Genomic DNA, 21,636 nt, shown 5'->3' on the forward strand with positions numbered 1-21,636 from the left:
CGGACTATTCTTGGACCACCATCATGTTATCAGGAGTGCACTCATGCGCACCGAGACCATCAGCTACCTCAAGCAGAATGCGGCCACACTCGACGTGGAGGAGCCCTTGGTCATCACGCAAAAGGGCAAGCCTACCTACGTGGTGGAGTCCTACGCCGCCCACGAGCGCCGCGAGCAGGCTATTGCCTTGCTCAAGCTGCTGAGCCTGGGCGAGAAGAGCCGTGAGGAAGGCAAGACCATGAGCGCCGAGGAGTTCATGGCGCGGCTCGAGACCAGGCACGAGGCACGCCGTGGCGAATCATTATGACAACGCCGCTGCGAGTGGTCTTCGAAGCCACGGCAGAACTCAGCCTGGAAACCTGCGAGAACTTCCTGCTCGACAAACTCGAGCTCCCGTTGCCGCGTGTCGAGACAATTTCACGAAACCTCGTCACGACCTGTCTCGAACGGCTCTCGACCCATCCCCATACCTATCCTGTCTGCTGCCTGGCCCTGGAGCTGGGCATCGGCCACTACCGTGAGCTGCTGATCGACGGCTACCGGGTCATCTATCGCTTCTGGCCCGAGCAGGAGCAGGTGTCAGTCTATCTCTTCGCCCATCAGCGCCAGGACTTCAAGCAACTGCTGTTCGAATATCAGCTGCTCTCCTGAGCCGCTGCCCGCGGTGCCTTCTGCCATTGCTGTAACCCCAGGCCACCGAGGATCAGCACCAGCCCGACCAGAGTGGAGAGCAGGATCGGCTCGCCCACCACCAAATAGAGCAGCAGCAGAGAGACCGGCGGCGACAGGAAGATCAGGTTGGAGACCCGCGCCGTACGCGACACCCGATGCATGGCCAGCTGCCACAGCACGAAGGCGATGCCCATCTCGAACAGGCCGACGTAGACCCCGGCGCCCAGCGCCGCCCAGCCGTGCCAGGTGAAGCCGGGCCCCAGCAGCATCAGCAGCGTGAGCACCGGCAGGCCGACGCTGAAGTTCTGCCACTGGGCCACCAGCGGTGGGCGGGCGTCGCGCACGTTGAGCAGCCAGTAAAGCGCCCACAACAGCGTCGAGCCCAGCGCCAGCCCCACGCCCAGCGGATCGGCAAAGGCCACGTCGAGCACCTGCCCTCGCGTGGCGATCACCCACACCCCAGCATAGGCTATCAGCCCTGCCGCCACGTCGGTGCGGGTCAGCCGCTGGCCGAGGATGGGTACGGCGAGAAAGGCCATGGCCAACGCCCAGGTGTAGTTGAGCGCCATGGCCTCCTGGCCCGGCAGGCGGGCATAGGCACCGAACAGCACCAGATAGTAGGCCACCGGGTTCATCAACCCGGCCCAGGCGGCGGTGCGCCAGCCGCGGCGCAGGGCCTGGCCGAGCAGCCCCTGACGCATCACCAGCACGCCCATCAGCAACCACGACACTGCAGATGCCAGCCACATCAGCTCCAGCGGCGACATGTAGCCCAGCGCCACCTTGAAGGCGGTGGCCACCGTCGACCACAGCGCCACGGCGCCCAGGCCGAACAGAATCGCCTGGCGGTCCTGATTCGGCATTGCCGCACTGGCCATGGTTTTCATCTATCGATATGCCCCAGGTCCCGCCCGGGGTCGAGTCTGTCGCGTACCCGCTGCTTGAGCTGCTTGCTGTCGGGGAAGCCGCCGTCGCGCTTGCGCTCCCAAAGCGACTCGTCATCAAAGAAGATCTCGAAATAGCCCCCGTGGGAGGGCACAAGGGCGACCTCTTCCAGCTCCTCGCCAAAGGTGGAGAGCAGCTCCTGGGCCAGCCAGGCGCTGCGCAGCAGCCACTGGCATTGGGTGCAGTAATGGATGCGGATGCGTGACATGCGGACCACCCTGTCGCAACAATGGAACCGGAATGATAGCAGCCGAGGAGCCGGAATGAGCGAGCGCGAGATCAGCCAGTCGCGACTGTACGAGTGGTTGACGGGCGATGAAGACAGCCGCATGTGCAAGGACATCGCCGACGAGGCCTGCGACGAGCAGCCACGCAATTTTTTCCTGCACCTGTTCGCCTCCTTGGGCAACAAGCTGGCAGACGAACTCTCCAGCGCCCGCCTGGTGCTACCCTGGCTGCTCGGCGTGATCGGCGCCCCGCTGTGGATGGTCGGGCTGCTGGTGCCGATCCGCGAAGCGGGGGCCCTGCTGCCGCAGCTGTTCGTCGCCGGCTTCATTCGTCTCAAGCCGCAGCGCAAGTGGGCCTGGGTCGTCGGCGGCTGCCTCCAGGCCTTGGCGGCGGTGACACTCGCGCTGCTCGCCCTGTTCGGCCAGGGCGGGCTCGGCGGCGCCCTGGTACTGATCACGCTGGTGGCACTTTCGCTGGCCCGCGGGCTCTCGTCCATCGCCACCAAGGACGTGCTGGGCAAGACCATCGCCAAGCAGCGCCGCGGCAACCTGCTGGGCTGGAGCGGCAGCGTGGCCGGGGCCGTCACCCTGGCTGCCGGCGGCGTGTTGATGCTGTTCGAAGATCGCCCCGGCGAACTGGCCCTGGCGGCACTGCTAGGCGTCGCCGCGCTGGGCTGGGCCGTCAATGCCCTGTGCGCGGCCCGCATCGCCGAGGTGCCGGGCGCCGTGGAGGGCGGCGAGAACGCCTGGAGCAGCATCAAACTGGGGCTGCATCTGATGCGTGAGGACCGCAACTTCCTGCACTTCAATATCTCACGTGCGCTGCTGCTGGCCAGCGCCCTGGCACTGCCCTATGTAGCGTTGCTCGGTCAGCAGCAGAGCGGCGCCGAGCTTGGCGGGCTGGGCCTGCTGATCGTGGTCTCGGGCCTCGCCGGCATGCTGGCAAGCCCGGTGTGGGGCAAGCGCTCCGACACCTCCAGTCGCAGCGTGCTGCGCGACACCGGCCTGGGCGCTGCGGCCTGCTGTCTGCTCGGCGCCGGCATCGCCTGGCTGCCGGGAGAGTGGACCACCCAGGTATGGCCCTATGCCCTGGTTTATGCTCTGCTTGTCGTCGTCCACGCCGGGGTGCGCCTGGGCCGCAAGACCTACCTGGTCGACATGGCAGGCCAGGACAAACGGGCACTCTACGTCGCGCTTTCCAATACCATCACCGGTGTGCTGATGCTTTTTGTCGGTGGCATGACGGGTGTGCTGGCCCAGTGGCTGGGTACCGACTGGCTGCTGGTGGTACTGGCCGTGATGGCGCTGGGAGCCGCCACCTCCGCTGCACGCCTGCCGGATGTCGAGTAAAGTTCAGTAGACGTTGTCAATCTGGCGCCGGCTGGCCATGGTGTAGCATAGTGACATTTGGTAATAGACACGATCGGTAACCGCCAAGCCCGAGACAGGAATGCCTGGAATGAAACGAACCCCATTGATCAGCCCCGAACTGCTCGAGCGAATCGTCGACGCCTCCGAGGACGGCATCGTGGTCGCCGAACAGGAAGGTGACGAGAACATTCTCATTTACGTCAACAAGGGCTTCGAGCGGCTCACCGGCTACAGCGCGGACGAGATCCTGTACCAGGACTGCCGCTTCCTGCAGAACGACGACCGCGACCAGCCGGCGCTGGACAACATCCGCAAAGCGCTGGCCGAGGGCCGGCCGTGCCGGGAGGTGCTGCGCAACTACCGCAAGGACGGCACCCTGTTCTGGAACGAGCTGTCGATCACCCCCGTCTACGATGCCGACGACAACCTGACCTACTACATCGGTGTACAGAAGGACGTCACGGAGCGCGTCGAGGCGCAGCGGGAGTTGGAACGAATCAAGGCCGAGCACGGCCTCTCGTAACCTGCAGGCGCAAAGAAAAAAATCGCGATTAAGCTTGCTCTCGGCTCCTTCCGGATATATATAGCCGTCAGGTGCCGATCTTTGGCACCGATGGCGCTTCAGGTCCGTCGCTTCGGACGCGAAGCGGATGTGCGATACGTCGATCGCAGCGCGGTCGACACTGGGCCATGGGAGGACTTCGCATGAGCCATGAACCCCTTGTCAACGACACTCACGACGACGACGACTTCCTCGAAGCGGTGAACGACGACGACTATGTGCGTCCTCGCGCCTCCAGCCGTGCCGATACCCTGCGTGCCCGACGCCGCGTCGAGGCCCTGTTGGAAGAGCGCCGCCTCAAGCGCGTCATCGAAGACGACTGGATGCTGCTCGACGAGGAAGAAGAAGAGTAGACACCCCCATCGCAGCGACACTGGCCTTTGCCCTGCCCGACCACTATCATCGTGGCCACTGAACCCCTCAACTCCAGTGGAATTCCATGGCGCAATACGTCTTCACCATGAATCGGGTGGGCAAGGTCGTTCCGCCCAAGAAGCAGATCCTCAAGGACATCTCCCTATCCTTCTTCCCGGGCGCCAAGATCGGCGTGCTGGGCCTGAACGGTGCCGGCAAATCGACCCTGCTGCGCATCATGGCCGGAGTAGACAAGGAGCATGAAGGCGAAGCGCGCCCCATGCCCGGCATCAACATCGGCTATCTGCCCCAGGAGCCCCAGCTCGACGACGACAAGAGCGTGCGCGAGACCGTGGAGGAGGCGCTGGGCGAGATCAAGGAGGCGCAGACCAAGCTGGACGCCGTTTACGCCGCCTACGCCGAGCCGGATGCCGACTTCGATGCCCTGGCCGCCGAGCAGGCGCGCCTGGAGAACATCATCGAGGCTGCCGACGCGCACAACCTCGAGCGCAAGCTGGAAGTCGCCGCCGAGGCGCTGCGCCTGCCGCCCTGGGACGCCCGTGTCGGCCACCTCTCTGGTGGTGAGCGCCGTCGCGTGGCCCTGTGCCGGTTGCTACTCTCCAGCCCCGATATGCTGCTGCTCGACGAGCCCACCAACCACCTGGACGCCGAATCGGTCGCCTGGCTCGAGCGCTTCCTGCACGATTACCCCGGTACCGTGGTAGCCATCACCCACGACCGCTACTTCCTCGACAACGTGGCCGGCTGGATTCTCGAGCTCGACCGCGGCCACGGCATCCCCTTCGAGGGCAACTACTCCCAGTGGCTGGAATCGAAGGAGAAGCGACTGGAGCAGGAGGCCAAGCAGGAAGCCTCACGCCAGAAGGCGATCAAGCACGAGCTGGAGTGGGTGCGCAGCAACGCCAAGGGGCGTCAGGCCAAGAGCAAGGCGCGCCTCAACCGCTTCGAGGAGATGCAGTCGGGCGACTTCCAGAAGCGCAACGAGACCAATGAGATCTACATTCCGCCCGGCCCGCGCCTGGGCGACAAGGTGATCGAGTTCCACGGCGTGTCCAAGCGCTTCGAGGACAAGCTGCTCTACGAGGATCTCACCTTCACCGTACCCAAGGGGGCCATCGTCGGCATCATCGGCGGCAACGGCGCCGGCAAATCGACCCTGTTCAAGCTGATTACCGGCAAGGAGCAGCCCGATAGCGGCGAGGTGGTGATCGGCGAGACCGTCGACATCGCCTACGTGGAACAGCTGCGCGACGCCCTCGAAGACAAGCAGACGGTGTGGGAAGCGGTCTCCGACGGCCAGGACATCCTCAACATCAATGGCTACGAGGTCTCCTCACGCGCCTATGTTGGCCGCTTCAACTTCAAGGGCAACGACCAGCAGAAGTTCCTGAAGGACCTCTCCGGCGGTGAACGCGGCCGTCTGCAGCTGGCCCAGACCCTGAAGCAGGGCGCCAACGTACTGCTGCTCGACGAACCGTCCAACGATCTCGACATCGAGACCCTGCGCGCACTGGAAGAGGCGCTGCTCGCCTTCCCCGGCTGCGCTCTGGTGATCTCCCACGATCGCTGGTTCCTCGACCGCATCGCCACCCACATTCTGGCGTTCGAGGGCGACTCCCACGTGGAGTTCTTCGAGGGCAACTACACCGACTACGAAGCGGATCACCGCAAGCGGGTCGGTAACGACACCCCGCACAGGATGAAGTACAAGCGCATCGACGCCTGATCTCGCCGGATGCCACAAACGCAACGAGGCCCCGCCATGCGGGGCCTCGTTGCGTTTGCCAAGATGGCAAGGCTACGGTTTTCGCCCGGTGATCAGCGAGACGATGAACAACACGATGAACAGGAAGAACAGGATCTGAGCGATGGTCGTCGCCGCACCGGCGATGCCGGTGAAACCCAGCACCCCCGCAATGATGGCGATGATCAGAAACAGCATGGCATTGCCGAGCATATGGACCTCCTTGACTCGTTTAGCGCCAATTTCCTTCGGCGCAGTTTCCCTATCAGGTGCCTTTAAGCCTTGCGTGAACTCACCGAAGCGTCAAGTTACCACCGGTGACGCCTTGTTATGGTTCTGCTACATCACCGTACGAAACTGCCGCTTGTCGGCTCGTGCCTGCCGGGCTCAGTAGAGCTCCGGCTCGCCCTCCGGGCGCGTCTTGAAACGCCGATGCAGCCACATGTACTGCTCCGGGTGCTTGCCGATCGCCCGCTCGATGAAGGCGTTGACCTGCCTGGCATCACGCACTTCATCGCCACTGGGGAAATCCTCCAGCGCCGGGTGGCACTCGATGGTATAGGTGCGATCATCCGGGTTGCGGTGAAACATTAGCGGCACCACCGGCGCTCCGGTCATTCGCGCGATCTTGGCGGTCAGGCGAATGGTTGCCGCTTCGATGCCGAAAAGCGGAGCGAACACGCTGACGTCGCGGCCGAAATCCTGGTCCGGCGAATACCACACGATGTGCCCGGCCTTGATGCGCCGTACTACCCCGCGCAGGTCATGGCGATCGATGGCTTCGCCGAAGATGCGACTGCGCGCGCGGGTCATGAAACGATCGAACAGCGGGTTGTTGTGCGGCCGGTAGACCACGTCGGAAGGGAAGTAGAGCGAGTGCAGCGCACCGCCCAGGTCCAGCGTCGAGAAGTGGATGCCCACCACCAGCACGCCCTTGCCCTTGGCGTAGGCCGCATCCAGATGATGGCGGCCCTTGTAGGTCACACGATGGCGCAGATGCTTGGGGTCGCGACACCAGCCCGTTGCGGTCTCGAGAATGCCGATGCCATTGGCCTCGAAGGTCTCACGCACCAGCTTGGCACGCTCGGCATCGCCAAGCTCGGGGAAACAGAGCTTCAGGTTGGTGTCGACGATATGGCGACGGCGCGGCACTGCGGCCCAGGCCAATAGACCGAGCGCCCTGCCGATGGCGAGCTTGAGCCGCCATGGCAGCCAGGCCCCCACCCGCATGGCACCGATGGCCAGCCATGCAGGCCAGAAGCGGGGATGGGCGTAGGAGTCGGGCCAGTTGCGTTTGGACATGCAGGATTCCGTTCAGTCGAGCCGCGAATAGCGCCGGGGAACTCGCGGCAGAATACCGGTCAACAGCGTATAGCTGATGGTATCGCAATAGCGAGCCACCTCATCGACGCCGAGCACCGCACCATGACGGGAGCGCCCCCACAGTACCACCTCGGTGCCGATGTCGGCCTCGGGGATGTCGGTCACGTCCACCGTCAGCATGTCCATCGACACCTTGCCGGCAATCGTCGTGCGCTGTCCGGCCACCAGCACCGGCGTACCGTCGACCGCATGCCGATCGTAACCGTCGCCATAGCCGCAGGCCACCACCGCGATGCGTGATGGTCGCGGCGCCCGCCATCGCCCGGCGTAGCCCACCGGCTCCCCCACTGCCAGGTCGCGCACGGCAATGATCTCGGAGCGCAGCGTCATCACCGGCTGCAGCTGGCGGCTGGCCTCGCTGGGTCGTTCCAGCGGATCGCTGCCGTAAAGCATGACCCCAGGGCGAACCCAGCTGCCATGGGACTGCGGCCAGGCCAGGGTGGCCGGGGAGTTGGCCAGACACAGCGGTGCCTTCAGGCGCTGCGCCAGGTCGCGCATGCATTCCAGTTGGGTCTCGAAGTAGCCGGCATCGACGGCATCGGCGGTAGCGAAATGACTCATCAGCTGCAGGCCGGTGGCACACCCAGGGGCTGACGCCAGGCGCTGCCATACCGACTCCACCTGCTCGGGGGCAAAGCCCAGCCGGTGCATACCGGAGTCGACCTTGACCCAGACTGGAATCGGCCGGGCCGGACGATGCTCCAGCAAGGCTCGGAGCTGCCATTCGCTGTGCACCGCCATCCACAGGTCGAGCGCCTCGACGCGGGCCAGCTCCGCCGCCTCGAAAATACCTTCGAGCAGCACGATGGGCGACTCGATGCCACCCAGGCGCAAGGCCTCGGCCTCCTCTAGGCAGGCCACGGCAAAGGCGGGCGGACGCTTGCCTTCGGGCAGCGACTCGAGCGCGCGGGCACACGCCACGGCGCCATGGCCGTAGGCATCGGCCTTGATCACCGCCAGAGCCCGGCTCTCCCCGGCCAGTTCACGAGCCAGGGCATAATTGTGACGCAGGGCGTCAAGATCGATGTCTGCGACCAGGGGCCTGGCCATGGCAACCTCCGCTGATAGGGAACAGCGCAGTATTATCTTTCATAACTCAAGCCGCTTCACGAAAGAAACCACCGATTACTCGGTGGTTCTCGGTGATTATCTACGTTTTTTGGCGGCAATTTCGAGATTTTTCACGAAGGCGCCTGAGGCCGCTCACCGATGTTCATGACCGGATTGTCGTTGGCCTCATCCGGCAGCTCCAGCGAGACGCGCTCCTCCTCGGACAGCCAGGCGTTGACTGCCTGGATAGAATCCGCCCCGAGGATGCCTGCCTGCAGCTGCAGTTGGAGCAACCCCAGCACATAGTCGTAGCGCGCCTCGGCGTGCTCGGCGATGGCGTTGAACAGGTTCTGCTCGGCGTTGAGCACGTCGACGATGTTGCGCGTACCCACCTCGTAGCCCGAACGCGTCGCTTCCAGAGCGCTCTGATTGGAGATGATCGCCTGGCGGCGCGCCTCGACGGTCTCGACGTCGTTGTTCACCCGGGTGAACAGGGAGCGGACCTGCTGGATGGTGTCGCGTCGCTGCGCCTCGAAGTCGTACTGCGTGGCCTCGAGCAGGAAGCCGCTCTGACGAATCTGCGCCTGGGTCGAACCGCCGGTGTAGAGCGGCAGGCTGGCACGCAGCCCGACCTGGCTCTCCGACTGATGCGCCGTACCGCTGCGGTCGGTATCCGCCCAACCGTAGTTGGCGAATGCCGACACCACCGGACGCTGGCCGGCACGGGAGACCTCGAGAGTGCTTCTGGCCACCTCGATACCCGCTTCGGCCATCAACACCATGGGGCTGTTGGCCATGGCCAGCGCCACCCACTCCTCGCGGTCGGCCGGCTGTGGCGAGGCAATGGGCACCTCTTCGTCGAGGGCATCGATGCTGTCATAGCGGTGGCCGGTCAGCCGCTCCAGCGCCTCGAAGCTGACCTGCATGGCCCCTTCCGCGGCGATGCGCTGAGCCCGCGCCAGGTCAAAGCGAGCCTGGGCCTCATGCACGTCGGTAATGGCGATCAAGCCGACTTCGAAGCGCTCCCGAGCCTGCTCGAGCTGGCGGCTGATGGCGGTTTCCTGAGCGCGGCGGGCGCTGAGGATATCGTGCGCTCGCAGTATCTCGAAGTAGGCGTTGGCCACGTTGTAGAGCAGCTGCTGCTGGGTCGCTTCCAGCCCCAGAGCGTCACGATCGATCTCTCTCTCGGCACGCTGCAGTTGGGCACGGCGGGTCGGGTCGTAGAGCGCCTGCTCGGCATCGAGGCTGATCCCTACACTGTTCACCGTATCGTCCTGGTCGAAGGCGGCAGCACCGGCCCCCAGCTCCTCGGCGCCCTCCTGTACCCTGCCGGCCGCCCCTTGTGCGGGGCTCGAATAGGTACGTGTGTGACTGACGCTGCCGCCGAGGCCGATCTGCGGTAGCAAGGTGCCGCGCTGTACGTCCCGCGCCGCCTCGGTGGCCTGAAAACCGGAGCGGGTCGAAGCCAGCTCGGCATCGTTGGCCAGCGCATCCTGGGCAATGGTCCACAGATCGGCAGCATGCACGTTGCCTGCCATGGCGAGACCGACGATTGCCGCAAGACCACGGCGCTGAAATCGCCTAGTGAATGGTGAGCGATGCATTGATCGTTTCCTTGTTCATCCCTGCATGATGAGGGTGCTAATGATAGCGCATCAGCATGCAGAAAATATGCAGCCGACCCGAAGGTCGGCTGTTTCTGCTCTATCTGCCGTTACTCGTTGAAGATGTTGTCCATCGAGAGGCCCTGCTTCTCGAGTACGCGACGCAGCTTCTTGAGCGCTTCGACCTGGATCTGGCGTACCCGCTCGCGGGTCAGGCCGATTTCGTCGCCGACCTCCTCCAGGGTCGCCGCCTCGTGGCCTCGCAGGCCGAAACGGCGGATGACCACTTCCATCTGCTTCTCGGTCAGCTCTGCAAGCCACTCATCGACATGTTGCTTGACGTCGATGTCGACCAGCGACGACTCGGGACCCTGCTCGTTGTCGTCGGCCAGAGTCTCGATCAGCGGCTTGTCGCTCTCGCCACCCATGGGATAGTCCACCGAGGAGACACGCTCGTTGAGCCCCATCATCTTCTTCACCGACTCGACCGGCTTGTCGAGATAGTCGGCGATCTCCTCCGGTGTGGCTTCGTGATCCAGCTTCTGGGTCAGCTCACGGGCCGCACGCAGGTAGATATTGAGTTCCTTGACGACGTGGATCGGCAGACGAATGGTGCGGGTCTGATTCATCAGCGCCCGCTCGATGGTCTGGCGAATCCACCAGGTAGCGTAGGTGGAGAAGCGGAAGCCGCGCTCGGGATCGAACTTCTCCACCGCCCGAATCAGCCCGAGGTTGCCCTCCTCGATCAGGTCGAGCAACGTCAGGCCGCGATTGAGATAGCGGCGGGCAATCTTGACCACCAGCCGCAGGTTGGACTCGATCATTCTCGCCCGCCCCGCCGGGTCGCCCTTCTGGGCCAGGCGGCCGTAATAGACCTCCTCCTCCGGTGTCAGCAGGGGCGAGAAGCCGATCTCGTTGAGATAGATCTGGGTGGCGTCGAGACTATGGTGATAGTGCTTGTCTTCGCGACTCAGCGCCTTCTCGAAGGCGGTATCGTCGTCGCTGTCGCTAGCCGAGCTGTCCGACTCCGTACTGAGCTCTTCATCAGACTCGGTGACGTCGTCGAGATCAACATCCTGAAGGTCCCGTTCAAGCATGCTCATCGGTTGCTACCCCGTGGTTTCGTCCTGAAATGTCGTTATCTCTTGCATGATCCGCATGCAGAGCTCTTTTGTTATTGACTCCTCATGGCACCGGTGGGTACCTATGACCACCTTGCCACCCCAGCGACAGCCACTACCAACTGACTACTGACTCGACTATCGCTGCGGCAGGTACTTAAGAGGGTCCTGAGGCTGGCCATCCTTGCGCACCTCGAAATGCAGCCTGACGTTTTCGGCATCGCTGTCGCCCATGGTGGCGATCACCTGACCGGCCTCGACCACATCGTTCTCCGTCACTCGGAGGCTGTCATTGTGGGCGTAGGCGCTCAGGTACTGGTCGTTATGCTTGAGCAGGATGAGGTTGCCGTAGCCCCGCACCCCGCTGCCGGCATAGACCACGATACCGGGACCGGCTGCTCTGACAGGTTGCCCCTTTTGTCCGGCAATATCAATGCCGGCCGTTATGCTTCCACCTTCACCGAAACGACCGACCAGCTCACCGTCCGCAGGCCACTGCCAGGGCACCTCATCTACCGGTGTATAGGTACGACCAGCACTTGCGGGCTGACGTTCCGGCTCACCCGCCACTTGCGTGCCGGCATCCGGTTCGGGCTGTGCCGCCGGCTGGGGTTCGGGCTGGGGTTCCGGCTGCTGCTGGGGTTCCGGTTGCTGCTGAGAGGCAACGGCCGCTTCGGCATCCACGCGGGCTTCGGCCGTGCGCTCCGGCTCCGCGGTGGGAGCCGGCTCGGCGACCCGCTCCGCACTGGCCAACGCCGTCTCGCTGGGGGCGCTCGCCTGACCGCCGAGAGGCTCTACGGTGAGGCGCCGGTTACGCTCGATGCGCTCTTCGTCAGGCATCAGCCAATCGCTGTCGCCGGCCTGGGCGGTGGTGCCGCCGCCCAGTGCGGTAGCCGTTGCCACCTGGGAGTCGCCCAGCTCACGCGAGGGCTCCTGGCGCGCCGGCGCGCCGGCGCCATCGCTCAGGCGCAGCTGTTGGCCGGGCTGGATGCGATATGGCGGCCCGATCTGGTTGAGTCGCGCCAGGTCGCGATAATCCATGTCATGCCGCCAGGCGATGCCGTACAGGGTATCGCCCTGCTCGACCGTGTAATGGCTTGCCGGAGCACGCTCGCGACTCACCGAGAGATCGCGAACCTGAGGAGTGCCATAATCCTGCTGTGCGGCACAGCCGGCCACGGCCAGAGCGATGGCCGAGACGAGAAAAACCTTACGCATTGGAGCCCTCCTTGTCAGGCGAATTGTGAGAGCCGTTTGCCGCCCGGCCGGGCGCGCTGCCGCCCGAGCCGCGAGCCACCCCGAGCACCAGTGCCGCCCCGAACAACATGGCAATCACCACGGGCAGCATCAGGCCGGATTCTCCGGTCAAAATGGCGTAATCGCCCGGTGTCAGATAGCGGTAGTCGAGCGGAATCATCTGCCCCTCGGGACCGAGCTGATAGCGAACCAGCTCGCGCCAGGGCCAGAGCACGGGCAGCGAGCCGACGATGAAACCGATCAACAGCTGCAGTGTGGCCGTATGATAGCGGCGAAGCAGCCAGGAGAGCAGCCGTGAAAAGCCGAACAGGCCGATCAGGCAGCCTACCGCGAAAGTCGAGAGCAGTGCCAGATCGAAGCTGCGTATGCCCTGCATCACAGTGCCGTAGAGCCCCATGGTCAACAGCAGGAAGCTGCCTGAGACGCCGGGCAACAGCAGTGCGCTGATGGCGATGGCACCGCCCACGATCAACACCAGCGAGGGAACGCCCAGTTGGGTGACCAGCGGCATCAGCGACGGCAGCCCATGCGCCAGCAGCAGACCGACGATCAACGGCACGAGATGCCACAGCTTCCAATCGGCAGGATGCCGGCTGACCACGATGGCGGACGCCGCCACCAGGCCGAAGAAGAAGCCGTTGAGCAGCAGCGGATGATCGTCCATGAGCCACACCACCAGGTGCGCCACGCTGACCAGACTGACGCCGATGCCCAGCAGCAGCGGCAAGGCGAAGGCCAGGTTGAGATGATGATAGAGCCCGGCCAGCCCGCCGCGACGCCATGCCGGGTAGGCGCTGGGGCCGAACTGCTTGATGGTGTGGATGAGTTCCTCGTAGATGCCGGTGACGAAGGCAATGGTGCCGCCGGAAACCCCGGGCACGGCATCGGCCGCTCCCATGCCGGCCCCCTTGAGGAAGACACTGAGTTGTCGCTTCAACGAATCACTCCTTGCAGCAACGGCACGAAGCGCACGCGCTCGAGCCGCTGTACTTCTGTTTGATGGCCCACGCGGCGTACCCGAGTAAGCCACTGGTCGCCGCCCGGATCGGCCAAGGGCAGTATCATCACGCCGCCTTCGGCGAGCTGGTCGATCAGCACCTGAGGCAGCTCATGGGCGCAGGCGGTGAGCAATACCACGTCGAACGGCGCCACCTCCTGCCAGCCGTGGCCGCCATCCGCCAGACGCAAGCGAACGTTGTGCGCCCGCAGCAGGCGCAGCCGCTTCGCTGCCCGGTGATGCAAGGCATTGATCCGCTCCACCGACCAGAGTTCCGGCACCAGACGCGAGAGAATCAACGTTTGATAGCCGGAACCGGTGCCGATCTCCAGCACGCGCTGGGGCGCCTCCTGCATCACCAGCTCGGTCATGCGCGCGACCATCCATGGCTGCGACAGGGTCTGGCCGTGGCCGATGGGCAGCGAGGTATCCTCATAGGCACGATGGGCCAAGGCCTCGTCGAGGAAGAGGTGGCGTGGCTCTTCGGCCATCACCCGCAGCACCCGCTCATCGACGATGCCCTGTGCGGCCAGACGTGCCGCCATGCGGTCTCGGGTACGCTGCGACGTCATGCCGACGCCGCGCAGCAGTTCCGGCAATCGTTCAGGTGAATGCATCCAACCAGCCTTGCACATCGTCGAGCGCTGCATGCCGGGTGAGATCGGTCTGCAGCGGTGTTATCGATACGTATCCCGCCTCGATGGCGGCAAAATCGGTGTCATCGCCATCATCGGCGCTCTGCCCCACGGCCGCAATCCAGTAGCGTAAACGGCCCCGGGGATCACGCACCTCCATTGGCCGCTCCGCCGGCCCACGATAGCCCATGCGGGTCACTCGGAAGCCCTGGATCTCTTCCCAGGGCAGGTCCGGCACGTTGACGTTGAGCAGGCTGCGGGGCGGCAGCGAAAGCTGATCGGCGGCACCGACCAGGGTTGCCGCCACCCGACCGGCGGTGTCGAAGTGGCGCGAGCCCACCAGCGACATGGCAATGGCCGGCATGCCAAGGTTACGCCCCTCCATGGCCGCGGCCACGGTGCCCGAATAGAGTACGTCGTCACCCAGGTTGCCGCCGTGGTTGATGCCGGATATCACCAGATCGGGGCGCTCGTCCCAGATGCCGTTCACGCCCAGGTAGACGCAGTCGGCGGGCGTGCCGTCGACACAGTGAAAGCCGTTGTCCAGCGCCGTCAAGGCCAGGGGACGATTGAGGGTCAACGAGTTGCTGGCGCCACTGCGGTCGCGGTCGGGGGCCACCACGCGCAGCCGGGCATGGAGCTCCAGGGCGTCGTAGAGGGCACGCAGGCCCGGCGCATGCACACCGTCGTCGTTGGATAGCAGCAGTCTGCGCATTCGATAAAGCCTCCAGGTTCAGCCGGGCTCATGCCCAGGCGCCGTGCGTTCGGCGAAAGAGGTCAAGGTGGGATGGTCGAGCAGTTCGCGCAGCACCGCCGTGGCAAAGCCACCGCGCGGCAGATGAAAGTCGAGCCGCGCCACGTCCGCCGACACCTCGAGTCGAGGCTGGTCCAGGCGCATGCGCAGGGCGCGGCGCGCCACGCGCACGCCGGCACGCTCCAGCCCCTGGCACAGGGTGGCATGGCGCTCGCACAGAGCCTGCTCGTAGCGCACCGCCTCGCCCTCGGCGAGGGAATTGCCCACTCCCCACAGCACCCCGCTAGGGTGCAGGTCGAGCCGCTCGGCGCGCTCTGCCAGTTCGCCGTCGAGGGCTTCCACGACGAACTGGCTGGCGCTGCCGTCGAGTATCGCCACGTCGCCCGTCAGCAGCCGCTGCCAGCTGCCGTCGTCCAGACGCATGGCGAGCTGCTCGTTGAACAGGTAGCTGCGCGCGGCGGAGAGCAGCATGCCCTCCTTGTCGTCGCGCTTGCGCCAGCCGCGGGCCAGTAGCGCCCGGGAACGCGCCAGGTTGCGTCCCTCGGGTCCGAAGCGCTGCGGGCCGAACAGGTTGGGTACGCCATGATGACAGAGCCAGGCCCAGCGCGCCTCGAGCTGCGCATTCACCGCCGCCCCGGTGATGCGCAGCGTAAAGCGATTGGCCCGGTGCACCCCACGCTTGAGCTTGCGCGGATGGCGCGCCTGCTCAAGCACTCTCACACCACAGGCCGCCAGCCGCTCGACCAGATCGTCCGGCGCCGGCTGCCCCGGCAGTTGCACGGAGAGCCACTGCCGGGTCACGGCAATTTTGTCCTTCATGCCGGAGTAGCCCACCGCCCGCGGCGACACCTGGCAGGCCCGCGCCAGATGCCGCACCGCATCCAGCGTGGTGAGGCCGCGCTTCTCGATCCACAGCCAGAGGTGTTCGCCGTGCCCCTCGGGGGCAAAGCCGAGCACCTCCTCGACCACGAAGTCCTCCGGCGCGGCGCGGTAGTCGCCGGCCTGCGGCGGGCCGAATTCGGCGTCGGTGGCGCGGGGCCAGTCGCCCTGCCGTCGCGTCTCAGACACTCGTCGCTCCCTCGCGGGTCAGCAGCACCACGGCCTCGGCGGCAATGCCTTCACCGCGACCGGTGAAGCCCAAGCGCTCGCTGGTAGTGGCCTTGACGTTCACCGCATCCAGGGTGAGCTCGAGATCTTCGGCGACATGCGTGCACATGGCGGCGATATGTGGCGCCAGCTTGGGCGCCTGGGCGATCACCGTGGCATCCACGTTGCCGACCCGGTAGCCGGCCTCGCGCACCAGGCCATATACGTGGCGCAGCAGGGCACGACTGTCGGCGCCGGCCCAGGCCGCATCGGTATCGGGAAAATGACGGCCGATGTCCCCCAGCGCACAGGCCCCCAGCAGCGCATCGCTGATGGCGTGCAGCAGGACATCGCCATCGGAATGAGCCACGAAGCCGTGATCGAAAGGAATGGCGACGCCACCGATCATGAGATGGTCGCCTTCGCCGAAGCGGTGGACGTCGAAGCCATGGCCGATCCGTAGCATTCAGTCAGTCTCCTTTGAAGCATGATTGGCATGCCCAGCGCACCCCTGCCCGGCATGGAGCGCGCGCCCTTCCCGCTGGGCGGCCAGCACATGGGCGGCCAGGGCCAGATCCTCCGGATGGGTGATCTTGAGGTTGTCGCGTCGGCCGGGCACCAGCCGCGGCGAGAGCCCCAGCGCCTCCACCGCCGAGGCCTCGTCGGTGACCCCGACGCCGCCGGCCGCGGCCTGCTCCAGCGCCCGACGCAGCAGGCCGTAGCGGAAGCCCTGGGGGGTCTGGGCCTGCCACAGGCCGTCTCTGGGCTCGGTGCTGGCGATGCGCGCCTGGCCGTCGTCGCGCTTGATGGTGTCGGCCACCGGCGTGGCGAGCAGCGCCCCCACGGGGTCTTCACGCAGCGCGCTCAGCAATGTCATGAGATCGGCCACGGTGACGCAGGGTCGCGCCACGTCGTGGACCAGCACCAGATCGTCGTCGCCGGCCTCGTCGGCCAGCGCTGCCAGGGCCTGGCGCACCGAGTCGGCCCGCTCGGCCCCACCGGGGCTGCGCCGCCATTGGGCAAAGGGCACCCAGGCCGGATCGAAGCGGTCGTCGTCGGGGTCGAGGCACAGGCACAGCTGCGCCTGTGGAAAGGCCTGGTACAGTCGCTCCAGCGTATGCGCCAGCACCGGACGCCCTTCCAGGGGCAGGTACTGCTTGGGCCGATCGGCGCCCATGCGCCGCCCGCGACCCGCGGCGGGAACCACAAGCCAGAGCCGCCCGGATGCACCGTCCTCACTCACCGGTCGCTCCCGCCCGTGGGCTGCCCGCCGTCGGCTCCGGGTTGCCGACAGGACCGACGCTCGCCTCGATCACCACGCCAGGTACCCAGTAGAACTGCTCGTCGGTACGCACCATGCCGATGTCGCTGCGGGCCCGCTCCTCGATGGCATCAAGGCCGGTCTGGAGATCGATGACCTCGGCGGCGAGGCGCTGGTTGCGGTCGCGCAGCGGCTTGTTGTCGGCGTCGAACATGGCCACGCGCTCGCGAATCTCGCGCAATTCATGAATACCGCCGTCACCGAGCCACAGGCGATACTGCAGCAACGCCAGCAACAGCAGCAAAGCGATGGCGAGCCACTTGAGCATCGGTAGTTGACCTCATGGTTCTGAATGGCCGGCATTATGCCACCAACGACCGCCCGGCTCACGCCCTGAAAAGCTCACTCCTTGAAGGGCAGTGCCTCAACGGCGGCACGACAGTAGGCCTCGACGTGTCGACGCTCCTCGTCGCAGAAGCGCGTCACGGCGGCACGCAGCCCGGGGTCGGCGAGATGATGCAGCGAACGCAGCCGCCTGGGGGCGAACCCCCTCACCAGCTTGTGCTCGCCCTGGGTGCCGGGGTCGAAGCAGGTCAGTCCGTTGGCCAGGCAGTGTTCGATGCCCTGGTAATAGCACGCCTCGAAGTGCAGACAGTCGGCCAGCACCTCGCTGCCCCAATAGCGGCCGTATAGCGTGCGACTACCCTGCAGGCAGAGCGCAGCGGCCACCGGTTGCTCGTCGAGACGCGCCTGAATGAGCAGCAGCGCCTCTGGCATGGTACGCCGCAGCCGGCGGAAGAAATCGAGGTTGAGATAGCCGTGGCGACCGCGTTCGAGATAGGTAATCTCGTAACAGCGGAAGAAGTGCTCGAGCTCGCGCTCGCCGATCGCCTCGCCGCTGAGTCGATGCAGGCTGAGTCCCTGCTCGCTGACGCGGCGTCGTTCGCGACGAATCGTCTTGCGCCGCTTCGCCGTCATGGCCGCCAGATAGCCTTCGAAGTCGCCGTAGCTCTGGTCGCGCCACTGGAACTGCACTCCGTGGCGCACCAGCAGCTCGGGCCTGGCCTCGAGCCAGGCGTCGACCTCCTCGTCGACGGCAAACAGCAAATGCCAGCTCGACAGCCCGCCCTCCTCCCAGACTCCGGCCAATAGGTCCCGCGCCGCGAGCGGGTCGACATCGGCCGCCAAGGCCAGCCGCGGCCCCGGCACAGGAGAAAAGGGAATCGCCGTGAGTCCCTTGGGATAGTAGCGCCCGCCGGCACGCTCCCAGGCATCGGCCCAGCTCCAGTCGAACACGTACTCACCGTAGGAGTGGAACTTGCGATAGTGGGGCATCACGCCCACCAGAGACTCGCCGCGCCACAGCGTGAGGTGATCCGGCACCCAGCCGGTGGAGCGGCTGGCCGCACCGCTCGCTTCCAGCGCGTAAAGGAACTCATGGCGCAGAAAGGGGTGATCGTCGCCGATCAGTGCATTCCATTGCGTCGCTGCCACCGCCTCGATGGCGGACAGTTGCTTGAGGATCAGCTCGGACATGGGGTTCCTGCCAGGGGAAGTGGCCGATGCGCCGGCTGACAACGGGCCGACGCCCGCCTACATTGTGCGCAGACCCTTCGACCTTTTCCATCGCTGTAATAAAACTACATATTTTTGGCCAAGCACCTTCAATTCTGCCAAGCGATGGGCGACAATTGTGTAAATTTACATTCCTCTAACGACGCGAGGTGCTTCCATGGCTCGCCCCACCGCATTGAATTCCACCGTCGAGCAGGTGACCGAGCGCATTAGCGAGCGTTCACGCGGGCGCCGCAAGCTCTATGAAGCGCACATGGCCGCACAGCACCAGCAGGGCGTGCACCGCGGCGAGCTCTCCTGCGGCAACCTAGCTCACGGCTTCGCAGGCTGCGATCATGCCGGCGACAAGGATCGGCTCAAGCTGACCAACAGCGCCAACCTGGCCATCGTTTCGTCATATAACGACATGCTCTCGGCCCACCGGCCCTTCGAGGACTACCCCGAGATCATCAAGCAGGCCGCCCGCGGCATGGGCAGCACCGCCCAGTTCGCCGGCGGCGTACCGGCGATGTGTGACGGGGTCACCCAGGGCATGCCGGGCATGGAGCTGTCGCTGTTCTCCCGCGACGTGATTGCCATGGCCACCGCCGTGGCGCTGTCCCACAACATGTTCGATGCCGCCCTCTACCTGGGCATCTGCGACAAGATCGTGCCGGGACTGTTCATCGGCGCGGCACGCTTCGGCCACCTGCCGGCGATCTTCGTGCCCGGCGGCCCCATGCCCAGCGGCCTGCCCAACGACGAGAAAGCCCGTATCCGCCAGCTCTACGCCGAGGGCAAGGTGGGCCGCGAAGAGCTGCTCGAGGCGGAGTCGCGCTCCTACCACAGCCCCGGCACCTGCACCTTCTACGGCACCGCCAACTCCAACCAGTTGATGATGGAGATGATGGGCCTGCATCTGCCGGGCGCCTCCTTCGTCAACCCCGGCACCCCGCTGCGCGAGGCGCTGACCCGCTACGCCGCCGAGCAGGCCATCCGCAACACCGAGCAGAGCGGCAACTACCGACCCTTCTACCGCCAGATCGACGAGCGCGCCATCGTCAACGCCATGGTCGGCCTGCTCGCCTCGGGCGGTTCCACCAACCATACCCTGCACCTGGTGGCGATGGCCGCCGCCGCCGGCATCACCATCGACTGGAACGACTTCAACGACCTCTCGGCGGCGGTGCCGAGCCTGACCCGGATCTACCCCAACGGCAGCGCCGACGTGAACCACTTCCAGGCCGCCGGGGGCATGAGCCTGCTGATTCGCGAGCTGCTCGATGCCGGCCTGATCCATGGCGACATTCCCACCGTATTCGGCACCGACCTGACCGCCTATACCCAGGAGCCGTTCCTCGAGGATGGCAAGCTCATCTGGCGCGAGGGGCCGACGGAAAGTCTCGACAGCGACGTGCTGCGCCCGGTCTCCAACCCCTTCGCCGCCACCGGCGGACTGGTGGTGATGGAGGGCAACCTCGGCCGCGGCGTGATCAAGATCTCGGCAGTCAAGCAGGCTAACCGCGTGGTGGAGGCGCCGGTACGCATCTTCGACGACCAGAATCAGGTCAAGGCCGCCTTCGAGTCGGGTGAGCTCGATCGCGACGTGGTGGTGGTGGTGCGCTTCCAGGGACCCAAGGCCAACGGCATGCCCGAGCTGCACAAGCTCACTCCCTTCCTAGGCGTGCTGCAGGATCGCGGTTATAAGGTGGCGCTGGTCACCGACGGACGCATGTCCGGCGCCTCGGGCAAGGTGCCCGCGGCCATTCACGTCACCCCGGAAGCGGTAGACCGCGGCCCGCTGGCACGCCTGCGCGACGGCGATGTTGTGCGGGTCGACGCCGAACGCGGTGAGCTGACCGCGCTGGTCGACGCCGCCGAGTTCGCCGGCCGTGGCATCGTCGAACCCAACCTGGAGCGTTACCACTTCGGCATGGGACGCGAGCTGTTCGGCGGCTTCCGTCATCTGGCCGCCGGTGCCGAGCAGGGCGCCGGAGTGTTCGGCGGCTTCGAGGAGGAGGTGCTCTCCCGCGAGCTCGAGAAGATCTCCCAGGAGGACCAATGACGCGACCGGCCCTGATCGGCGACATCGGTGGCACCAACGCCCGCTTCGCTCTGGTCACGCCGGGCGAGCACGCCCCCCGTGAGAGCATCGCCCTGCCCTGCGCCGATTATCCCGGCCTGGTAGAGGCGGTGCGCGACTACCTGGCCCGGGTCGGCCTGGCCGCCGACGATACCCCACGGCAAGCCTGCTTGGCCTTCGCCTGCCCCATCGACGGCGATCGGGTGGTCATGACCAACAATCACTGGTCGTTCTCTCGCCGCGAGGCGCAGACCGCCCTCGGCCTGGAACGGCTCAAGGTGATCAACGATTTCACCGCCCAGGCTCTGGGCGTACCGCACCTGGCGCCAGACGAGCTGGTCGAGGTGCAACCGGGCGTGGCACGTGAGCACGCCACTTGTCTGGTCATCGGCCCCGGCACCGGACTCGGCGTGGCAGGTATCTTTCCCGGCCGCCATGCCTGGATTCCGCTGCCCACCGAAGGCGGACACGTCACCTACGCCCCCACCGACGAGCGCGAGCAGAACCTGCTGCGACATTTCCGCAACCGCTATGGCCGGGTCTCCGTGGAGCGCATCCTGTGTGGCCAGGGGCTGCTCGACCTCTACCTGGCCCACTGCTCGCTGAAAGGCGCCAATCCCAGCTGCCAGACCCCGCCCGAGGTGACGGCCGCCGCCGCGGGCGGTGACGCCATCGCCCGTGATACCCTGCTGCGGTTTCTCAAGATCCTCGGCGACGTCTGCGGCGATGCCGCCCTGACCATGGGCGCCCGCGGCGGGGTCTATCTGTGCGGAGGCATTTTGCCGCGACTGCTGGACTGGCTACCCCAGAGCCGCTTCGTCGAAGCCTTTACCGCCAAGGGCCGCATGAGCGACTACAACCGCACCATCCCGGTGCGAGTGGTCACCGCGCCCTGGCCGGGGCTGCTGGGCGCCGCCGAGGCCCTGCACAACGAAGAAGTGGAATGACGTGAAGG

General features: G+C 65.6%; 24 protein-coding genes. 8 read left to right on the top strand and 16 right to left on the bottom strand.

Annotation, left to right across the window (positions count from 1 at the left end; all coding sequences use genetic code 11):
• Positions 1 to 43 precede the first annotated feature (43 nt).
• Both HOP58_RS03720 and HOP58_RS03725 read left to right on the top strand, forming a co-directional pair.
• Complete coding sequence (locus HOP58_RS03720; RefSeq protein ID WP_010627153.1) at positions 44 to 307, top strand: type II toxin-antitoxin system Phd/YefM family antitoxin; 264 nt, start codon at positions 44 to 46, stop codon at positions 305 to 307.
• Positions 304 to 651: a type II toxin-antitoxin system RelE/ParE family toxin gene (locus HOP58_RS03725; protein WP_010627152.1), complete on the top strand. Its 348-nt coding sequence runs from the start codon at positions 304 to 306 to the stop codon at positions 649 to 651. The genes HOP58_RS03720 and HOP58_RS03725 overlap by 4 nt, the downstream gene beginning before the upstream one ends.
• On the opposite strand, the gene HOP58_RS03730 is transcribed toward HOP58_RS03725, so the two are convergent.
• Positions 636 to 1,550 (bottom strand): DMT family transporter, encoded by a 915-nt coding sequence (locus tag HOP58_RS03730; RefSeq protein ID WP_010627151.1) that lies wholly within the window; start codon positions 1,548 to 1,550, stop codon positions 636 to 638. The genes HOP58_RS03725 and HOP58_RS03730 overlap by 16 nt on opposite strands.
• A gap of 5 nt (positions 1,551 to 1,555) precedes the next feature.
• A complete protein-coding gene (locus HOP58_RS03735; RefSeq protein WP_010627150.1) occupies positions 1,556 to 1,825 on the bottom strand; it encodes a SelT/SelW/SelH family protein in 270 nt (89 codons plus the stop codon).
• Positions 1,826 to 1,880: 55 nt separating this feature from the next.
• Between HOP58_RS03735 and HOP58_RS03740 the strand changes: the two genes are divergently transcribed.
• The 4 genes from HOP58_RS03740 to ettA all read left to right on the top strand — a co-directional run bounded on the left by HOP58_RS03740 (position 1,881) and on the right by ettA (position 5,878).
• The gene (locus HOP58_RS03740; protein WP_010627149.1) at positions 1,881 to 3,194 is read left to right on the top strand and encodes an MFS transporter; all 1,314 of its coding nucleotides are present in this window, start codon (positions 1,881 to 1,883) and stop codon (positions 3,192 to 3,194) included.
• A 109-nt stretch (positions 3,195 to 3,303) separates the two neighbouring features.
• A complete protein-coding gene (locus HOP58_RS03745) occupies positions 3,304 to 3,738 on the top strand; it encodes a PAS domain S-box protein (RefSeq protein ID WP_010627148.1) in 435 nt (144 codons plus the stop codon).
• Positions 3,739 to 3,920: 182 nt separating this feature from the next.
• A complete protein-coding gene (locus HOP58_RS03750) occupies positions 3,921 to 4,130 on the top strand; it encodes a hypothetical protein (protein ID WP_010627147.1) in 210 nt (69 codons plus the stop codon).
• Positions 4,131 to 4,216: 86 nt separating this feature from the next.
• Complete coding sequence (gene ettA, locus HOP58_RS03755; protein ID WP_010627146.1) at positions 4,217 to 5,878, top strand: energy-dependent translational throttle protein EttA; 1,662 nt, start codon at positions 4,217 to 4,219, stop codon at positions 5,876 to 5,878.
• A gap of 72 nt (positions 5,879 to 5,950) precedes the next feature.
• Here ettA and HOP58_RS03760 read toward each other — a convergent pair whose 3' ends face one another.
• The 14 genes from HOP58_RS03760 to HOP58_RS03825 all read right to left on the bottom strand — a co-directional run bounded on the left by HOP58_RS03760 (position 5,951) and on the right by HOP58_RS03825 (position 18,580).
• On the bottom strand, positions 5,951 to 6,109 hold the full coding sequence (locus tag HOP58_RS03760) for a DUF1328 domain-containing protein (protein ID WP_010627145.1): 159 nt from the start codon (positions 6,107 to 6,109) through the stop codon (positions 5,951 to 5,953).
• Between the two features lie 174 nt (positions 6,110 to 6,283).
• Entirely contained in the window at positions 6,284 to 7,198 is a 915-nt protein-coding gene (lpxL, locus tag HOP58_RS03765; protein WP_010627144.1) for an LpxL/LpxP family Kdo(2)-lipid IV(A) lauroyl/palmitoleoyl acyltransferase, read from the bottom strand.
• A 12-nt stretch (positions 7,199 to 7,210) separates the two neighbouring features.
• The gene (gene alr / locus HOP58_RS03770; protein WP_234259608.1) at positions 7,211 to 8,329 is read right to left on the bottom strand and encodes an alanine racemase; all 1,119 of its coding nucleotides are present in this window, start codon (positions 8,327 to 8,329) and stop codon (positions 7,211 to 7,213) included.
• Between the two features lie 131 nt (positions 8,330 to 8,460).
• Positions 8,461 to 9,933, bottom strand: a complete 1,473-nt coding sequence (locus HOP58_RS03775; RefSeq protein ID WP_010627142.1) for a TolC family outer membrane protein — start codon at positions 9,931 to 9,933, stop codon at positions 8,461 to 8,463.
• A gap of 110 nt (positions 9,934 to 10,043) precedes the next feature.
• Positions 10,044 to 11,036 carry an RNA polymerase sigma factor RpoS gene (gene rpoS, locus HOP58_RS03780; RefSeq protein ID WP_026037959.1) on the bottom strand — a complete coding sequence of 331 codons (993 nt, stop codon included), beginning with the start codon at positions 11,034 to 11,036 and terminating at the stop codon, positions 10,044 to 10,046.
• Positions 11,037 to 11,192: 156 nt separating this feature from the next.
• Positions 11,193 to 12,272 carry a peptidoglycan DD-metalloendopeptidase family protein gene (locus tag HOP58_RS03785; protein WP_010627140.1) on the bottom strand — a complete coding sequence of 360 codons (1,080 nt, stop codon included), beginning with the start codon at positions 12,270 to 12,272 and terminating at the stop codon, positions 11,193 to 11,195.
• The gene (locus HOP58_RS03790; protein ID WP_010627139.1) at positions 12,265 to 13,248 is read right to left on the bottom strand and encodes a DUF368 domain-containing protein; all 984 of its coding nucleotides are present in this window, start codon (positions 13,246 to 13,248) and stop codon (positions 12,265 to 12,267) included. The genes HOP58_RS03785 and HOP58_RS03790 overlap by 8 nt, the downstream gene beginning before the upstream one ends.
• Positions 13,245 to 13,925, bottom strand: a complete 681-nt coding sequence (locus tag HOP58_RS03795; protein WP_026037958.1) for a protein-L-isoaspartate(D-aspartate) O-methyltransferase — start codon at positions 13,923 to 13,925, stop codon at positions 13,245 to 13,247. Before HOP58_RS03795 ends, HOP58_RS03790 begins: the two co-directional genes overlap by 4 nt.
• Positions 13,912 to 14,658 carry a 5'/3'-nucleotidase SurE gene (gene surE, locus HOP58_RS03800; RefSeq protein WP_010627137.1) on the bottom strand — a complete coding sequence of 249 codons (747 nt, stop codon included), beginning with the start codon at positions 14,656 to 14,658 and terminating at the stop codon, positions 13,912 to 13,914. Before surE ends, HOP58_RS03795 begins: the two co-directional genes overlap by 14 nt.
• A gap of 18 nt (positions 14,659 to 14,676) precedes the next feature.
• Positions 14,677 to 15,765, bottom strand: coding sequence for a tRNA pseudouridine(13) synthase TruD (locus tag HOP58_RS03805; protein ID WP_010627136.1), 1,089 nt, complete (start codon positions 15,763 to 15,765; stop codon positions 14,677 to 14,679).
• Positions 15,758 to 16,249, bottom strand: a complete 492-nt coding sequence (gene ispF / locus HOP58_RS03810) for a 2-C-methyl-D-erythritol 2,4-cyclodiphosphate synthase (RefSeq protein WP_010627135.1) — start codon at positions 16,247 to 16,249, stop codon at positions 15,758 to 15,760. The genes HOP58_RS03805 and ispF overlap by 8 nt, the downstream gene beginning before the upstream one ends.
• Positions 16,250 to 17,026: a 2-C-methyl-D-erythritol 4-phosphate cytidylyltransferase gene (ispD, locus tag HOP58_RS03815; protein WP_346657449.1), complete on the bottom strand. Its 777-nt coding sequence runs from the start codon at positions 17,024 to 17,026 to the stop codon at positions 16,250 to 16,252.
• A complete protein-coding gene (gene ftsB, locus HOP58_RS03820) occupies positions 17,019 to 17,372 on the bottom strand; it encodes a cell division protein FtsB (protein WP_010627133.1) in 354 nt (117 codons plus the stop codon). Before ftsB ends, ispD begins: the two co-directional genes overlap by 8 nt.
• Before the next feature lie 74 nt (positions 17,373 to 17,446).
• Positions 17,447 to 18,580: a GNAT family N-acetyltransferase gene (locus HOP58_RS03825; RefSeq protein WP_010627132.1), complete on the bottom strand. Its 1,134-nt coding sequence runs from the start codon at positions 18,578 to 18,580 to the stop codon at positions 17,447 to 17,449.
• Between the two features lie 196 nt (positions 18,581 to 18,776).
• On the opposite strand from HOP58_RS03825, the gene edd reads away from it, so the two are divergent.
• Positions 18,777 to 20,663, top strand: coding sequence for a phosphogluconate dehydratase (edd, locus tag HOP58_RS03830; protein WP_010627131.1), 1,887 nt, complete (start codon positions 18,777 to 18,779; stop codon positions 20,661 to 20,663).
• On the top strand, positions 20,660 to 21,628 hold the full coding sequence (glk, locus tag HOP58_RS03835) for a glucokinase (RefSeq protein WP_010627130.1): 969 nt from the start codon (positions 20,660 to 20,662) through the stop codon (positions 21,626 to 21,628). The genes edd and glk overlap by 4 nt, the downstream gene beginning before the upstream one ends.
• Positions 21,629 to 21,636 lie beyond the last annotated feature (8 nt).

The sequence above is a fragment of the Halomonas sp. MCCC 1A11062 genome (assembly GCF_021404355.1).
GTDB lineage: Bacteria > Pseudomonadota > Gammaproteobacteria > Pseudomonadales > Halomonadaceae > Halomonas > Halomonas aerodenitrificans.

What these genes read in the sequence shown, in the direction of transcription:
- HOP58_RS03720 (WP_010627153.1), top strand. Translation starts at nt 44, where the DNA reads ATGCGCACCGAGACCATCAGCTACCTCAAGCAGAATGCGGCCACACTC.
- HOP58_RS03725 (WP_010627152.1), top strand. Translation starts at nt 304, where the DNA reads ATGACAACGCCGCTGCGAGTGGTCTTCGAAGCCACGGCAGAACTCAGC.
- HOP58_RS03730 (WP_010627151.1), bottom strand. Translation starts at nt 1,550, where the DNA reads ATGGCCAGTGCGGCAATGCCGAATCAGGACCGCCAGGCGATTCTGTTC.
- HOP58_RS03735 (WP_010627150.1), bottom strand. Translation starts at nt 1,825, where the DNA reads ATGTCACGCATCCGCATCCATTACTGCACCCAATGCCAGTGGCTGCTG.
- HOP58_RS03740 (WP_010627149.1), top strand. Translation starts at nt 1,881, where the DNA reads ATGAGCGAGCGCGAGATCAGCCAGTCGCGACTGTACGAGTGGTTGACG.
- HOP58_RS03745 (WP_010627148.1), top strand. Translation starts at nt 3,304, where the DNA reads ATGAAACGAACCCCATTGATCAGCCCCGAACTGCTCGAGCGAATCGTC.
- HOP58_RS03750 (WP_010627147.1), top strand. Translation starts at nt 3,921, where the DNA reads ATGAGCCATGAACCCCTTGTCAACGACACTCACGACGACGACGACTTC.
- ettA (WP_010627146.1), top strand. Translation starts at nt 4,217, where the DNA reads ATGGCGCAATACGTCTTCACCATGAATCGGGTGGGCAAGGTCGTTCCG.
- HOP58_RS03760 (WP_010627145.1), bottom strand. Translation starts at nt 6,109, where the DNA reads ATGCTCGGCAATGCCATGCTGTTTCTGATCATCGCCATCATTGCGGGG.
- lpxL (WP_010627144.1), bottom strand. Translation starts at nt 7,198, where the DNA reads ATGTCCAAACGCAACTGGCCCGACTCCTACGCCCATCCCCGCTTCTGG.
- alr (WP_234259608.1), bottom strand. Translation starts at nt 8,329, where the DNA reads ATGGCCAGGCCCCTGGTCGCAGACATCGATCTTGACGCCCTGCGTCAC.
- HOP58_RS03775 (WP_010627142.1), bottom strand. Translation starts at nt 9,933, where the DNA reads ATGCATCGCTCACCATTCACTAGGCGATTTCAGCGCCGTGGTCTTGCG.
- rpoS (WP_026037959.1), bottom strand. Translation starts at nt 11,036, where the DNA reads ATGAGCATGCTTGAACGGGACCTTCAGGATGTTGATCTCGACGACGTC.
- HOP58_RS03785 (WP_010627140.1), bottom strand. Translation starts at nt 12,272, where the DNA reads ATGCGTAAGGTTTTTCTCGTCTCGGCCATCGCTCTGGCCGTGGCCGGC.
- HOP58_RS03795 (WP_026037958.1), bottom strand. Translation starts at nt 13,925, where the DNA reads ATGCATTCACCTGAACGATTGCCGGAACTGCTGCGCGGCGTCGGCATG.
- surE (WP_010627137.1), bottom strand. Translation starts at nt 14,658, where the DNA reads ATGCGCAGACTGCTGCTATCCAACGACGACGGTGTGCATGCGCCGGGC.
- ispF (WP_010627135.1), bottom strand. Translation starts at nt 16,249, where the DNA reads ATGCTACGGATCGGCCATGGCTTCGACGTCCACCGCTTCGGCGAAGGC.
- ftsB (WP_010627133.1), bottom strand. Translation starts at nt 17,372, where the DNA reads ATGCTCAAGTGGCTCGCCATCGCTTTGCTGCTGTTGCTGGCGTTGCTG.
- HOP58_RS03825 (WP_010627132.1), bottom strand. Translation starts at nt 18,580, where the DNA reads ATGTCCGAGCTGATCCTCAAGCAACTGTCCGCCATCGAGGCGGTGGCA.
- edd (WP_010627131.1), top strand. Translation starts at nt 18,777, where the DNA reads ATGGCTCGCCCCACCGCATTGAATTCCACCGTCGAGCAGGTGACCGAG.
- glk (WP_010627130.1), top strand. Translation starts at nt 20,660, where the DNA reads ATGACGCGACCGGCCCTGATCGGCGACATCGGTGGCACCAACGCCCGC.